The organism is Bacteroides caecigallinarum, from assembly GCF_021530995.1.
GTDB classification, from domain to species: Bacteria; Bacteroidota; Bacteroidia; order Bacteroidales; family Bacteroidaceae; genus Phocaeicola; species Phocaeicola faecigallinarum.
Window position 1 is genome coordinate 74,590 of record NZ_JADYTF010000001.1, and the last position, 14,253, is coordinate 88,842.

The following is a 14,253-nucleotide window of genomic DNA, read 5'->3' on the forward strand; positions in this document are numbered from 1 at the left end:
AATTTAAAATGTTATACTATCTATTCAAATATCTGGAACAGTTTGATTTCCCAGGCGCAAGAATGTTCGGATACGTATCTTTCAGAGCTCTTATAGCGGTTATACTATCGCTATTGATCTCTGCCATTTTCGGTGAATTCTTTATAAGAGCACTTAAGAAAAAACAGATAACAGAAACACAAAGAGATGCTTCGATAGACCCTTTCAATGTAAACAAAAAGGGAGTTCCGACAATGGGAGGTATTATTATAATAGTAGCAATACTCATTCCATGTCTACTACTTGGTAAACTACACAATGTTTACATGATACTAATGCTGATTACTACAGTATGGCTGGGAACTCTTGGTTTCCTTGACGACTATATAAAAGTATTCAAGAAAGATAAGGAAGGATTACATGGCAAGTTTAAAATCATAGGACAGGTAGGCTTGGGATTCATAGTTGGTCTGACATTGTATTTGAGCCCCAATGTCGTAATCCGCGAAAATGTGGAAATTCAAAAGAATGGTGAAATTGTAGATGTAATTCACAAAGCACATGACGAAAAATCCACAAAAACAACAATTCCATTCTTTAAAAATAACAATTTAGATTACGCTGATTTTGTCGGATTTATGGGAGAACATGCCCAAGCCGCAGGTTGGGTGGTTTTCGTCATAATAACCATTTTCGTAGTAACGGCTGTATCAAACGGTGCAAATCTGAACGATGGAATGGACGGTATGACAGCTGGGAACTCGGCCATCATAGGTGTCACACTAGGTATATTGGCTTACGTTTCCAGTCATATTGAATATGCTTCATATCTGAATATAATGTATATTCCAGGAAGTGAAGAACTGGTTATTTTTATATGTGCATTCATTGGTGCACTGATAGGTTTCCTCTGGTATAACGCATTTCCAGCACAAGTATTCATGGGAGATACAGGAAGCTTAACCATAGGTGGCATCATTGCGGTTTTTGCTATTATTATACACAAAGAACTGCTTATACCTATTTTGTGTGGAGTATTCCTGGTAGAAAATTTATCGGTCATACTACAGGTGAAATACTTCCAAAGAGGTAAAAAGAAAGGGGTGAAACAAAGAATTTTCAAACGTACCCCTATTCATGACCATTTCAGGACAACAATGGCACAGCTTGACCCAAACTGTTCATATATATTTACAGGACCTAGCAACGTATTCCATGAATCAAAAATAACAGTCCGATTCTGGATCGTTACAATAGTTCTGGCAGCAATAACAATAATAACTTTAAAGATAAGATAAAACTAGTTTACCATGGCAAAAAGAATTGTCATTTTAGGAGCCGGTGAAAGCGGAGCGGGAGCTGCCGTACTGGCAAAGAAACAAGGATTTGACACATTCGTTTCGGATATGTCGATGATTAAGGACAAGTATAAGTACATGCTTGACAGCAAAGGTATTGAATGGGAAGAAGGCAAGCATACCGAAGAACTTATACTTAATGCTGACGAGGTTATAAAGAGCCCCGGAATACCTAATGATGCGCCTATGATCCTAAAGATCAAGGAAAAGAACATTCCTATAATTTCAGAAATTGAATTTGCAGGAAGATACACAAACGCTAAAATGATATGTATAACAGGAAGCAATGGTAAAACTACTACAACTTCGCTTATCTACCATATATTCAAGAAAGCCGGACTGAATGTAGGTCTGGCAGGAAATATAGGACAGAGTCTGGCATATCAGGTAGCCGAATGCAACTATGACTATTATGTAATAGAATTAAGCAGCTTCCAGCTTGACAATATGTATGACTTTCATGCCAACATAGCTGTATTGATGAACATCACACCTGACCATCTAGACAGATATGAATACAAAATGCAGAACTATGTAGATGCAAAATTCAGAATCATACAGAACCAGACAGAAAATGACGCATTTATATTCTGGAACGACGATCCTATTATACAGCGAGAATTGCATAAATACGGAATACACGGCCATTACTATCCATTCGCAGAAACGAAAGAGGAAGGAACAGTGGCATATGTCCAGGAAAAACGAATATGCTTTACCGAACCTATCGCATTCAACATGGAACAGGAGGAACTTGCCCTTACTGGTAAGCACAATCTGTTCAATTCAATGGCTGCCGGACTGTCGGCCAATATTGCCGGAATAAAAAAAGAGTGCATAAGAGAAGCTCTGAATGACTTCAAGGGTGTGGAACACAGACTGGAAAAAGTAGCAAGGATTAAAGGAGTAGAATATATCAATGACTCTAAAGCAACAAACGTAAACTCATGCTGGTATGCCCTACAGAGTATGACTACCAAGACTGTATTAATACTTGGAGGCAAGGATAAAGGAAACGATTACAACGAAATAGCCGATCTGGTAAGAGAAAAATGCAGCGGACTTATATTCATGGGACTACACAATGAAAAACTGCATGATTTCTTCGACGGCTTTGGACTCCCGATTGCCGATGTGCAAAGCATGGAAGATGCCGTAAACGCAGCATACAAGATGGCTAAAGACGGAGAAACAGTATTGCTGAGCCCTTGTTGCGCAAGTTTCGACTTATTCAAGAGCTACGAGGACAGAGGTGAACAATTCAAGAATTGTGTAAAAAAACTATAATCTGACATAAAGATGGATTTGCTAAAGAAATTATTCAAAGGCGACAGAATAGTATGGATTATATTCATGCTATTCTGCCTTATATCAATCATAGAGGTGTTCAGTGCATCCAGTACACTTACGTTTAAATCAGGTGACCACTGGAGGCCTATTACATCCCACATGACACTCATTATGGCAGGTACCATCATTGTATTTTTTACACACCTGATGCCATGCAGATGGTTTAAAAGACTAAATATGCTTCTCCCCATTTCATGGTGGCTACTGTTGGTCGTACTGATAAAGGGAGCGATGACAAACGGAGCGAGGAGATGGATTGACATGGGGTTCTTCCAGTTCCAACCATCTGAGGTGGCAAAAATGGCACTGATTATTTCCGTTGCCATAACCTTGGCCAAGTTCCAGCAAGAAGATGGAACAGATAGGAAAGCTTTCAAGTATATACTTATATCTACAGGTATAACAGTAATGCTTATCGTTACAGAAAACCTGTCGACAGCCGCATTGCTGTGTGCTACGGTATTTATAATGATGTTCATAGGCCGTGTTCCTATGAAACAGCTTGGCAAACTGTTTGGAGTATGTGCTTTGGGAGGTTTTCTGATGATTGGCGCTATCAAGTTTGTTCCGGACAAGGCATGGGATGCTGTAGGTCTGCATCGTCTTACTACCTGGAAAAGCCGTCTTGATAACCACTTCAATCAAGCTCAAGTTCCTGCTGCCAAATTCGACATAGACAATGATGCACAGGTTGCACATGCCAACATTGCCATTGCGACTAGTAACATACTTGGCAAAGGACCGGGAAACAGCGTTCAAAGAGACTTTCTGTCGCAAGCCTTTTCCGATTTTATATACGCAATAATAATAGAAGAATTAGGACTGGTAGGAGGCGCTTTTGTAGCCATGTTATATATTGTCCTTCTACTAAGAATAGGAAAAATAGCACGAGGGTGCGACGAGTCCTATTATGCACTACTAATTATAGGAATTGGTGTATTGCTGTCAATACAGGCAATGTTCAATATGCTTGTTGCCGTAGGAATTATTCCTGTAACAGGGCAACCATTACCACTAATCAGTAAAGGAGGTACATCTATCCTTATTAATTCCGTATACATAGGCATTATATTAAGCATAAGTCGACACGTATATGAAATGCAGGCAAAGAAAGAGGAAGAAGAAGCACTTAAAGAAGCACAACTACACGACGCAGCCGTTTCTATTCTAAAGAATGCAGCATTAGAATTAGCGGAAAAGGACTCACAAGACAATAATAAGGAAATAAACTAAAAATTTGTATTATAGTAATATATACATATTAATTTCTTCTTATTATGTATTTATTTGAAGTTTATTGATAACTTTGCGAAAAATAAGATAAAAATGAAAATGTTGGAGATTTAATCTTCGGTTTACTAACAGCTAAAGAGATATGAACGATAATCTACGTATAATAATAAGCGGTGGCGGTACAGGAGGTCATATTTTTCCTGCTCTTTCCATTGCTAACGCCATAAAGGAAGCCAGACCTGATGCAGAGATTCTCTTCGTGGGAGCTGAAGGCAGGATGGAAATGCAAAGAGTTCCGGCAGCAGGATATAAAATAATAGGATTGCCGGTAGCCGGATTCGACAGGAAAAATCTGCTTAAGAATTTTGCAGTAGTCGTAAGACTTATAAGAAGCCAAATGATAGCACGTAAGATTATCAAAGACTTCAATCCTCATGCAGCCGTAGGAGTGGGTGGCTATGCCAGTGGCCCAACTCTTAAGATGGCAGGTGCAATGGGAATACCTACACTTATTCAGGAGCAGAATTCATATGCCGGAGTGACAAATAAACTATTGGCAGCCAAAGCTGAAAAAATTTGTGTGGCATATCCTGGAATGGAAAGATTCTTCGATAAGAACAAGATAATAATGACAGGTAATCCTGTAAGACAAGGATTGCTCGATAATAAACTTTCAAAAGAGGAAGCTATAAAGTCATTCGGACTGGACCCTACAAAGAAAACAATACTGATAATCGGAGGTAGCCTCGGAGCAAGGACACTCAACAACTGTGTCATGCATGCCATGGACGAGATAAAACAGTCGGGAGTGCAGTTCATCTGGCAAACCGGTAAATTCTATATCGAGGAAGCAAAGAAATGCTATGCCGAAGCAGGCAGTCCGAAGATGATACATACCACTGACTTCATTTCTGATATGAATGCAGCATATACAGCAGCCGATCTGGTAGTGAGTCGTGCAGGTGCCGGTTCAATATCCGAGTTCTGTCTTTTGGGCAAGCCGGTTATTCTTGTTCCTTCACCGAACGTTGCAGAAGACCATCAGACTAAAAATGCCATGGCACTCGTAGACAAAGATGCTGCAGTATACATCAAAGATTCTGAAGCTGACGGCAAACTCATCAGTGCGGCAGTTTCATTAGTTGAAAATAAGGAAAAATTGGAGTCTCTCAGTACAAATATTAAGAAGCTTGCATTCCACAATTCAGCAGCTACCATTGCGGCTGAGGTATGCAAACTGGCAGAAAAATATAAGAACGAACATGAACATTAATTCTATAAAATCGGTTTATTTCATAGGTGCGGGTGGTATAGGAATGAGCGCATTGGTACGATATTTCTTGTCGAAAGGTAAGAAAGTGGGAGGATATGACCGTACCCCTAGCGAACTTACTGAAAAATTGATTGAAGAAGGTGCTGATATACACTACGAAGAGAATATAGAACTCATACCTGAAGAATGTAAATGTAAAGAGTCTACACTGGTAATCTTCACACCTGCCATTCCTCAGGAGCACAAGGAACTGGTATTCTTCAGAGAAAACGGTTTCGAGATATTGAAACGCGCACAGGTGCTTGGAATGATTACGCATACAGAGAAAGGATTGTGCGTGGCTGGCACACATGGAAAGACTACTACATCAACCATGACTGCACATCTGCTGCATCAGTCACACGTAGGATGCAATGCTTTTCTGGGAGGTATATCAAAAAACTATAAGACAAACCTGCTGCTTTCAGAAACAAGCGAGTACGTTGTGATAGAAGCAGATGAGTTTGACAGGTCATTCCACTGGCTGACTCCGTTTGCCACTGTAGTGACAGCAGTAGACTCTGATCATCTTGATATTTACGGTACACGCGAAGCATATCTGGAAAGTTTCAATAAATACACTTCACTGATTACTCCGAACGGATATCTGATAGTAAAGAAGGGTATTGAACTTTCTCCACGTGTAAAAGAAGGCGTAAAGGTTTTCACATACGGTATAGGCGAAGGAGACTTCAGAGCTGAAAATATCAGAATAGGGAATGGAGAAATTATATTCGACTATATATCTCCATTAGGTAATATCAACGATATTCAGTTGGGAGTACCTGTGTATGTAAACATAGAGAATGGTGTAGCAGCAATGGCGCTTGCACAGATAGCAGGAGTTACTGACGAGGAGATAAAAAAAGCGATGCCAACATTCGGCGGAGTAGACAGACGATTCGACTTCAAGATAAAAGAAGAGAATCTGGTCTTCCTGAGCGACTATGCACACCATCCGGCTGAAATAAAGCAAAGCATATCTTCTATAAAAGCTCTTTACCCAGGTAAAAAGGTAACAGTCGTATTCCAGCCACACCTGTACACCAGGACAAGAGATTTTTATAAGGAATTTGCAGCAAGCCTTTCATTGGCAGACGAAGTAATCCTGCTCGACATATATCCGGCAAGAGAACTTCCTATCGATGGTGTTACCAGCCAACTGATATTCGATTGTCTGGAAAACAAAGCATCAGCCATTATGTGTAAAAAGGAGGATTTGACTGATATAATAGCCAAAAGAGAAATAGAGGTACTTATTACACTTGGTGCCGGAGACATTGACAATATGGTTCCACAAATATATAACATACTAAAAAATAGATGATAAAACGAATTCTCATACTCATAGCTTTGATTGCCACTTCTGTTTATCTGGTTCTGGCAGTCACTTTATTTAATGCAAAGCCATTAGAACGGACTTGCAAGGGTATGGAATTGGAAATAATGGACGATATTGACTACGGGTTCATAACACTTCATGATATAGAAGGATCACTGAAACGGGAGAAACTACTGCCTGTAGACGTAAAACAAAAGGACATCAATACACGGGAAATGGAACTTCTTTTGGAAAAGAATCCGTTTGTAAAAGATGCCGAATGTTATATCACTGCAGGGGGGAAAGTTAAAATAGACCTGTATCAGAGAATCCCACTATTGAGAGTGATGAGTAGTAATGGTGACAATTACTATATAGACAATGAGGGAAAAGCAATGAAAGCCAGCGGCAAACCAGTACACGTAGCTGTAGCAACAGGGTATATAGACAGAAAATTTGCACAGGACAAGCTTTTCGAACTAGCACGTTTCCTCCAGACTGACAAGTTCTGGAATGCACAGATTGAACAAATAAACGTAACTCCCAAACAGGAGATAGAACTTGTTCCTAGAGTAGGTAATCACATCCTCTTCATTGGAAAACCGGAATCATATGAAACTAAATTCAGAAAGCTGAAAGCTTTCTATACCGAGGGGTTGAACAAAGTGGGATGGAACAAATATAATCGTATAAGCGTAGAATTCAATAACCAGATAATTTGCACAAAAAAGGAGTAAGAACAATGGCAGCAACAGATTTCATAGTAGCAATAGAATTAGGTTCGACGGATATATCAGGTATAGCCGGCAAGAAAAATGCTGACGGCAGCATTAACATACTGGCATATTCTTCAGAAAAGTCGGACGACTGTATAAAAAAGGGAGTTATCTATAATCTGGATAAAACTACACAGAAACTGACTTCTATAATCAAAGACCTGGAAACAAAACTTCAGGCAGGGATTAAGAAAGTATATATAGGTGTGGGCGGATTATCACTTAGAAGCATCAAGAACACTGAAACCAGACAACTGGGTGATGATACCAGAATATCGCAAGCCATAATTGACAGCATGATGGAAGCCAACATTGAAACTCCACTCCTGGATTATGAAATTCTGGCAGTTGAACCTCAAGAATATAAGGTAGGTAACAATCTGCTGACAGAACCTGTGGGAACTACAGCTAGCAGTATAGAAGGAAACTATCTGAATATCATTGCACGCCCCTCTGTAAAGCAGAATATCAAACAATGCCTTTCGCATACAGGTTATGAAATAGCAGGATTCACTATTTCTCCTATGGCTACCGCCGACACTGTACTTACTACAAATGAAAAAAGATCGGGATGCGCGCTTATTGACCTTGGTGCCGATACAACAACTGTTGCGATATATAAGAACAACATACTACGTCATGTATGTGTAATTCCTTTAGGAGGCAATAATATCACGAAAGATATTTGCAGTAAGCAAATAGAAGAAGATGATGCTGAACTTATAAAGCTTAGATATGCATCTGCGTATACAGAATATAAAGAAGGTGAAGAAGTTCAGGATACTGAATACGCTATCGATGGTAAATGCTCAATAATGTCAAGAACTCTGGAAGATATTGTAGAAGCGCGAGTTAATGAAATAATAACTAACGTATTCAACCAAATCAAACTATCAAACTACAGTGACGGACTAATGGCTGGTATTGTAGTTACCGGTGGAGTATCAAACATGCCTAACATTGACAAGGCCATAACAAACATCACAAAGATAGAGAAAGTAAGAGTGGCACATACAGGCGAAATCAACCTTACAGGAAAAATCAATCTTCCTAAAAACGGTAAATCGAATACGCTTGTAGGTATTCTGTTATCAGGCGAAGAGAATTGTTGCAGAGTAGACCCTAAAAGAGGTCATCAGTTTGACTTCAATGATGATTCAAAATCTCAAGAAACCGAAGACAATACAATAATAGAAAACAGTGCAGACAATGACACTGTAAACGTAGAAGAAGAAACTGTAACAGTTGATGTTATAGACTACACAAAAGAATGCCACAAACTGGTAATAGAGGCTTCACAACTGATATTGAGCAGAAGTTATACCGATGCTTTGGAAGTTCTGGCAAAGGCAAAAGAAATGAATGTAGAGGCAAAGGCACGCGAAATTGATTCTCTTGAGAAAGAAGCAAAGAGACTTCTTGATGAAGCTGAAAGAGTAAAAGCCATCAAGGAGGCCCAGCTTCAGGCTGAGAAACAGAAGGAAAAACAGAGAAAAGAAGTATGCGACAAACTTCTGGAAGAAGCCGTAGAGTTGATAGACAGAGAAAAATATAAGACTGCAAAAGAAAAACTTGACGCTGCAAGAAAATATAACATTCCGGAATGTAACCTGATTATAGAAGATCTGGAAGAAAAGATTATTAAGTCACAGAAAAACAAGAAAAGAAGTATCTTCGACAGAATAAAGCAAGGTATGAGCAAAGCTTCGGAAGAGTTTTTCGACGGAATAAAATAAGAATTTTAAATTAAATACTCAAAGATATGTCAGATGAAACAACAATGCCTTTCGATTTTCCGAAAGACGTACAGCATATAATAAAAGTCATAGGAGTAGGTGGAGGTGGAGGAAACGCCGTAAATCACATGTACAGAGAAGGTATACACGACGTAAACTTCGTAGTGTGTAATACCGATAATCAGGCATTGGACGAATCACCTGTTCCTATAAAACTACAGTTGGGTAGCGAAGGTCTTGGAGCCGGTAACCGTCCGGAAAAAGCCAGAGCTGCAGCCGAAGAAAGTATTGAACAGGTAAAAGATATGCTCAACGACGGATGCCGCATGGCTTTCATCACTGCCGGTATGGGTGGTGGAACAGGAACCGGTGCCGCACCAATCATTGCCAAGGCGGCAAAGGACATGGACATCCTTACCGTAGGTATAGTTACTATTCCATTCCTCTTTGAAGGAAACAAAAAAATAGACCAGGCACTTGACGGTGTAGAAGAAATGAGCAAACATGTTGATGCCCTTCTGGTTATCAACAACGAGAGACTTCGTGATGTATACTCAGACATAAGCGTAATGAACGCTTTCGGAAGAGCCGACGACACTTTGTCGGTAGCCGCAAAGAGTATAGCAGAAATAATCACCTTAAGAGGTAAGATTAACCTCGACTTTAACGATGTGAAAACAGTACTTAAGGACGGTGGTGTGGCTATAATGAGCACCGGCTATGGCGAAGGAGAAGGAAGGGTAACAAAGGCCATCAACGATGCACTTAACTCACCTTTGTTAAACAATAACGACATCTTCAATTCCAAGAAGGTACTTTTCGTCATTACATATAGCCCTACAAGCGAACTAATGATGAACGAAATGGATGAAATCCATGACTTCATGAGCAAATTCGGAAAAGACTTTGAAACCAAATGGGGTCTTTACGAAGACAGTTCGCTCGAATCAAAAATCAAGTTCACTATCCTTGCCACCGGCTTCGGTATTTCGGATGTACCGGGAATGGATAATGTAATACAGAAACATACCAAAGAAGAAGAGGAACGTCTGGCAGAACAGGAAGAAATCAGACAGAAAAAAGAAGACCGTCGAAGTAGCTATTACGGGGCAAACATAGTAAGGACAAACAGAAAAAGAAGACATCATCTGTATGTATTCAGTCAGGAGGATCTTGACAACGAAGACATTATAAGCATGGTAGAAACTATACCTGCCTACAAAAGAACAAAGAGCGAACTGGAAAGCATACAGTCAAAAGCCGCAATGCAGGAAACTCCAGCACAAATGACCGAGAACAACGGCAACGAAAGTTCTGTAATCAGTTTCTTCTGATAAAAGGAATGCCAGTCATACAAAAGAGTGAGGCATATTAACATTGGAATTTTAAACTTAAAACTTAAAGATATGGATTTATTTGAACAAATAAGCAACGATATTAAAGAAGCCATGAAGGCTAAAGACAAAGTAAGACTTGAAACTTTGCGTAACGTAAAAAAATTCTTCCTTGAAGCAAAAACAGCCCCTGGAGCCAACGATACCCTGACTGATGATGCCGCACTGAAGATTATGCAGAAACTTGTGAAACAAGGAAAAGATTCTGCAGCAGTGTATGAAGGACAGGGACGCGCTGACCTGGCAGAAGCTGAAATGGCACAGGTAAGAGTAATCGAGACTTACCTTCCAAAGCAACTTTCTGCAGAAGAGCTTGAGGCTAAACTTAAAGAGATAATCGAACGTACAGGAGCAAAAGACGGCAAAGACATGGGTAAGGTCATGGGAGTAGCTTCAAAAGAACTTGCCGGTCTTGCTGAAGGCAGGGCTATATCAGCCAAGGTTAAAGAGCTTCTGGGCTAATAATCACGAAATACAGAAATAGAAACAATACAAGAGACAACGGTATATAGATTATGACACAGATGACGACACATGCATAATTTATATACCGTTTTTTACAACTTAAAATCAAACATTTATGAGCGAATACTTCTTGGAAGCGCATAACATAGTGAAAAGTTATGCCAACCACACGGCCCTTAACGGTGTCAGCATAAATGTTCCGAAAGGACAGGTCTTCGGACTGCTGGGACCTAACGGAGCCGGAAAAACCACACTTATAAGAATCATCAACCGCATTACAGCCCCTGACTCGGGTGAGGTATATTTCGACGGACGTCTTTCGCAGGCTGACGACATCTACAAGATAGGTTATCTGCCTGAAGAAAGAGGACTGTACAAGAAAATGAAAGTAGGCGAACAGGCTATCTACCTTGCACAACTGAAAGGACTGGACAAACATGAAGCTAGAAAACGCCTGAAAGAATGGTTCGACAAATTCGAGATCACACAGTGGTGGGACAAAAAACTCGAAGAACTATCAAAGGGTATGCAGCAGAAAGTGCAGTTCGTAATCACTGTACTCCACAAACCTCAGTTGCTGATATTCGACGAACCGTTCTCCGGTTTCGACCCGGTGAACGCGGAACTTCTGAAGAGAGAGATACTGGAACTCAAGAATCAAGGCCACACCATTATCTTCTCTACTCACAACATGTCGTCGGTAGAAGAGATATGCGACAACATAGCACTGATAAACCACTCGCAGGTGGTACTTCAGGGGGAAGTGAACGAAGTACGTTCTCAATTCAAAACCAATACTTACAGACTGGGACTGCACTTAGGAGAAGAGTTGTCAGCCAACAGTATGTTCGAAATTCTTTCGTCAGAAATTAAAGGCGGAGAACAGATATTCACTATCAAGAAGAATAGCGACCTGAGCAACTCACAACTGCTGGCCGGTATCGCAGCAGAAAATGAGATAACTTCATTCGCCGAATGCCTGCCTTCAATGAACGAGATTTTCATCAGAACCGTAGAGAACAGCAAACCGTAATATCAACCCTCTATTGATTATACAATATGAACAAGACATTCATTATAATTCACCGCGAGTTCATGAACCGCGTGAGCAAAAAATCATTCATCATACTGACTGTTCTGATGCCGTTCATCTTCGCAGCACTGATATTCGTACCGCTGATGCTTTCGATGGTAAAGAGCGACGAACAGAAAAACATTGCCGTGATAGACCATACAGGAAAATATTTCCCGATGATGGCTAATGACGAATCCTATCTTTTCTACCCTGAGGAGGAAATGAAAGAGGAATTCCGCTCAGATACAACAGTCTACAGTGCAGTAATAGAAATCACAGCCGACCTGATAGAGAATCCTGATGCGGCAGCCATCTATTCGCGCAAGGAGATTCCACAAGGACTGTCGCGAATAGTGAACAATGCCATCAACGAACAGATCCGTCACGACAAACTGGTAAGCTACAACATTCCTCAGCTGCAGAGGATTATGAACGATTTCGACCAGACCTACAGCATACGCACAATCAAATGGAGCGACGATGGCAGCGAGAGCGAATCGAATGCGGGAGTAGCAGTAGCAGCAGGTATGATACTGACATTCCTCATCTATATGTTCGTAATGTCATACGGAGGTATGGTAATGCAAAGTGTGATGGAAGAGAAGACTAACCGTATCGTAGAGCTTATGATTTCGTCAGTACGTCCGTTCCAGCTAATGATAGGCAAAATCATAGGAATTGGCCTTGTGGGAATACTTCAGCTTGCCATTTGGGGAGTAATGCTCGCCATAATAATTACCGTAGCAGGATTAATGTTCGGAGTATCAGCAATGTCAAATCCTGACGCAATGATGGCTGCTACTTCGACACCAATGCCGGAGCCTTCGGAAGCAAATGCAATACTTGCATCTATCCACAACCTTAACCTGCCTGCACTGGGTGGTATCTTCGTCCTGAATTTTATAGGCGGATATCTGGTTTATGCCTCAATATTTGCAGCAATAGGCGCGTCTATCAATGAAGCAGAAGATTCACAGCAGTTCATGACACCAATAATTTTCCTTCTGGTGTTCGCACTCTATGCCGCAATCTACAGTGCAGAAAATGCCGACGGTCCACTAGCCGTTTGGTGCTCAATGATTCCATTCACTTCGCCTGTAGTTTCCATGGTACGTGTTTCGCTGGATGCTCCGGGATGGCAGACAGCTCTATCGCTCGTTATTCTCTATGCATCGGCATTCACACTGATATGGCTGGCTGGCAAAATTTACAGAGTAGGAATACTTATGTATGGCAAGAAACCTTCTCTAAAGGAAATGATAAGATGGATAAGCTATAAATAAATTCTTCTTCCGACACGTGTCAGCAATACCGCCCACAGCTGTCAGCAACATTACAGACACGTGTCGACATCACTGCCGACAGCTGTCGGCAAACGAAAACAATACCCGTTGGATAGTTAAGCTTAAAATGACTTAATTCAGCCAACGGGTATTTCTTATATAAACAGTTCCTGCAAAACCGGCAAAGACTTCAGTTCAGGAAAATCAGGCAGGTGCAGCCTGTAATATTCGTTTATGATATCAAGGCACCTGTTCCTCTCCATACGGTTCATGGCAAACAGATGCATATTGTCGTACTTCATACGCATCAGATTGACTATACGTGCCGACTCCTCAGGATGGAGGAACATCCCATGAAAAGGTTTCTCCATTGTGAAACAGGCATTCATAAGGTCGAAATAAGCACCTTCGGCATAATCCTCTGTATTGGGATAAAGTCCGAGAAACCTCGACAGGCGAATGAGGAACACAAGATGGAAATTCGAAAAACTTTTCTCGCAGGCATCAAGCCACATCACCGAACCGGACAAATACGAAAAAAGAGCCTCATCCCTACCCTCTTCTTTCAAGACACGAAAAAGGAACTCAGACAGAAACATCGCTATTCCGGACTTATACGGATTATATGGGAGTGAACCGAATACATGCCAAAGCCGGGCTTCACGAACAGGATGCAGCGAAGAACGGGGACGAATATCAGCTTCAAGTTCAACCATCGCCAATGGCTGGAACAGCAAACTTATGGCCCCCTGCTTCTTCGAACGTGAAGCTGACACAAGAAAAGACATTCGCCCATTCTCACGCGTGAAGACATGGGCGATATTTTTTGTGTCATTATACTTGAATGAACATAATACTATTCCTTTATATCTCTGCAACATATCAATACAAAGTTATCAATAAAATACGAAACACTGAAACCCGTTGTAAAGTTATTTAAACGATTGGCGTATTTCTTTTCCTATATGATA

Annotated in this window: 12 protein-coding genes; 11 read left to right on the forward strand and 1 reads right to left on the reverse strand. The window is 40.7% G+C overall.

Features of this window, described 5'->3' with window-relative positions; translation table 11 throughout:
* Positions 1 to 8: 8 nt before the first annotated feature.
* The 11 genes from I6E24_RS00290 (at position 9) to I6E24_RS00340 (ending at position 13,282) form a co-directional block, all read left to right on the forward strand.
* A complete protein-coding gene (locus I6E24_RS00290) occupies positions 9 to 1,277 on the forward strand; it encodes a phospho-N-acetylmuramoyl-pentapeptide-transferase (RefSeq protein ID WP_235325310.1) in 1,269 nt (422 codons plus the stop codon).
* A gap of 12 nt (positions 1,278 to 1,289) precedes the next feature.
* The gene (gene murD / locus I6E24_RS00295; RefSeq protein ID WP_235325313.1) at positions 1,290 to 2,624 is read left to right on the forward strand and encodes a UDP-N-acetylmuramoyl-L-alanine--D-glutamate ligase; all 1,335 of its coding nucleotides are present in this window, start codon (positions 1,290 to 1,292) and stop codon (positions 2,622 to 2,624) included.
* A 12-nt stretch (positions 2,625 to 2,636) separates the two neighbouring features.
* Complete coding sequence (locus I6E24_RS00300; protein ID WP_235325315.1) at positions 2,637 to 3,920, forward strand: FtsW/RodA/SpoVE family cell cycle protein; 1,284 nt, start codon at positions 2,637 to 2,639, stop codon at positions 3,918 to 3,920.
* Positions 3,921 to 4,062: 142 nt separating this feature from the next.
* Positions 4,063 to 5,193 carry an undecaprenyldiphospho-muramoylpentapeptide beta-N-acetylglucosaminyltransferase gene (murG, locus tag I6E24_RS00305; protein ID WP_235325316.1) on the forward strand — a complete coding sequence of 377 codons (1,131 nt, stop codon included), beginning with the start codon at positions 4,063 to 4,065 and terminating at the stop codon, positions 5,191 to 5,193.
* Entirely contained in the window at positions 5,183 to 6,559 is a 1,377-nt protein-coding gene (murC, locus tag I6E24_RS00310; RefSeq protein WP_235325317.1) for a UDP-N-acetylmuramate--L-alanine ligase, read from the forward strand. The genes murG and murC overlap by 11 nt, the downstream gene beginning before the upstream one ends.
* Complete coding sequence (locus I6E24_RS00315) at positions 6,556 to 7,290, forward strand: cell division protein FtsQ/DivIB (protein WP_235325318.1); 735 nt, start codon at positions 6,556 to 6,558, stop codon at positions 7,288 to 7,290. Before murC ends, I6E24_RS00315 begins: the two co-directional genes overlap by 4 nt.
* 5 nt (positions 7,291 to 7,295) lie before the next feature.
* The gene (gene ftsA, locus I6E24_RS00320; RefSeq protein ID WP_235325320.1) at positions 7,296 to 9,065 is read left to right on the forward strand and encodes a cell division protein FtsA; all 1,770 of its coding nucleotides are present in this window, start codon (positions 7,296 to 7,298) and stop codon (positions 9,063 to 9,065) included.
* A gap of 26 nt (positions 9,066 to 9,091) precedes the next feature.
* Entirely contained in the window at positions 9,092 to 10,399 is a 1,308-nt protein-coding gene (gene ftsZ, locus I6E24_RS00325; protein ID WP_235325322.1) for a cell division protein FtsZ, read from the forward strand.
* A gap of 72 nt (positions 10,400 to 10,471) precedes the next feature.
* Entirely contained in the window at positions 10,472 to 10,921 is a 450-nt protein-coding gene (locus tag I6E24_RS00330; RefSeq protein ID WP_235325324.1) for a GatB/YqeY domain-containing protein, read from the forward strand.
* Between the two features lie 118 nt (positions 10,922 to 11,039).
* On the forward strand, positions 11,040 to 11,957 hold the full coding sequence (locus I6E24_RS00335) for an ABC transporter ATP-binding protein (RefSeq protein ID WP_235325326.1): 918 nt from the start codon (positions 11,040 to 11,042) through the stop codon (positions 11,955 to 11,957).
* A 26-nt stretch (positions 11,958 to 11,983) separates the two neighbouring features.
* Positions 11,984 to 13,282, forward strand: coding sequence for an ABC transporter permease (locus I6E24_RS00340; RefSeq protein WP_235325328.1), 1,299 nt, complete (start codon positions 11,984 to 11,986; stop codon positions 13,280 to 13,282).
* 155 nt (positions 13,283 to 13,437) lie between these two features.
* Here the strand turns inward: I6E24_RS00340 and recO are convergent, their stop codons facing one another.
* Entirely contained in the window at positions 13,438 to 14,163 is a 726-nt protein-coding gene (gene recO, locus I6E24_RS00345) for a DNA repair protein RecO (RefSeq protein ID WP_204507764.1), read from the reverse strand.
* Positions 14,164 to 14,253 lie beyond the last annotated feature (90 nt).

Bases quoted from the DNA above. Each gene is read 5' to 3' on its own strand.
- ftsA (WP_235325320.1), top strand. From the start codon at position 7,296: ATGGCAGCAACAGATTTCATAGTAGCAATAGAATTAGGTTCGACGGAT.
- ftsZ (WP_235325322.1), top strand. From the start codon at position 9,092: ATGTCAGATGAAACAACAATGCCTTTCGATTTTCCGAAAGACGTACAG.
- I6E24_RS00330 (WP_235325324.1), top strand. From the start codon at position 10,472: ATGGATTTATTTGAACAAATAAGCAACGATATTAAAGAAGCCATGAAG.
- murG (WP_235325316.1), top strand. From the start codon at position 4,063: ATGAACGATAATCTACGTATAATAATAAGCGGTGGCGGTACAGGAGGT.
- I6E24_RS00335 (WP_235325326.1), top strand. From the start codon at position 11,040: ATGAGCGAATACTTCTTGGAAGCGCATAACATAGTGAAAAGTTATGCC.
- I6E24_RS00300 (WP_235325315.1), top strand. From the start codon at position 2,637: ATGGATTTGCTAAAGAAATTATTCAAAGGCGACAGAATAGTATGGATT.
- murD (WP_235325313.1), top strand. From the start codon at position 1,290: ATGGCAAAAAGAATTGTCATTTTAGGAGCCGGTGAAAGCGGAGCGGGA.
- murC (WP_235325317.1), top strand. From the start codon at position 5,183: ATGAACATTAATTCTATAAAATCGGTTTATTTCATAGGTGCGGGTGGT.
- recO (WP_204507764.1), bottom strand. From the start codon at position 14,163: ATGTTGCAGAGATATAAAGGAATAGTATTATGTTCATTCAAGTATAAT.
- I6E24_RS00340 (WP_235325328.1), top strand. From the start codon at position 11,984: ATGAACAAGACATTCATTATAATTCACCGCGAGTTCATGAACCGCGTG.
- I6E24_RS00315 (WP_235325318.1), top strand. From the start codon at position 6,556: ATGATAAAACGAATTCTCATACTCATAGCTTTGATTGCCACTTCTGTT.
- I6E24_RS00290 (WP_235325310.1), top strand. From the start codon at position 9: ATGTTATACTATCTATTCAAATATCTGGAACAGTTTGATTTCCCAGGC.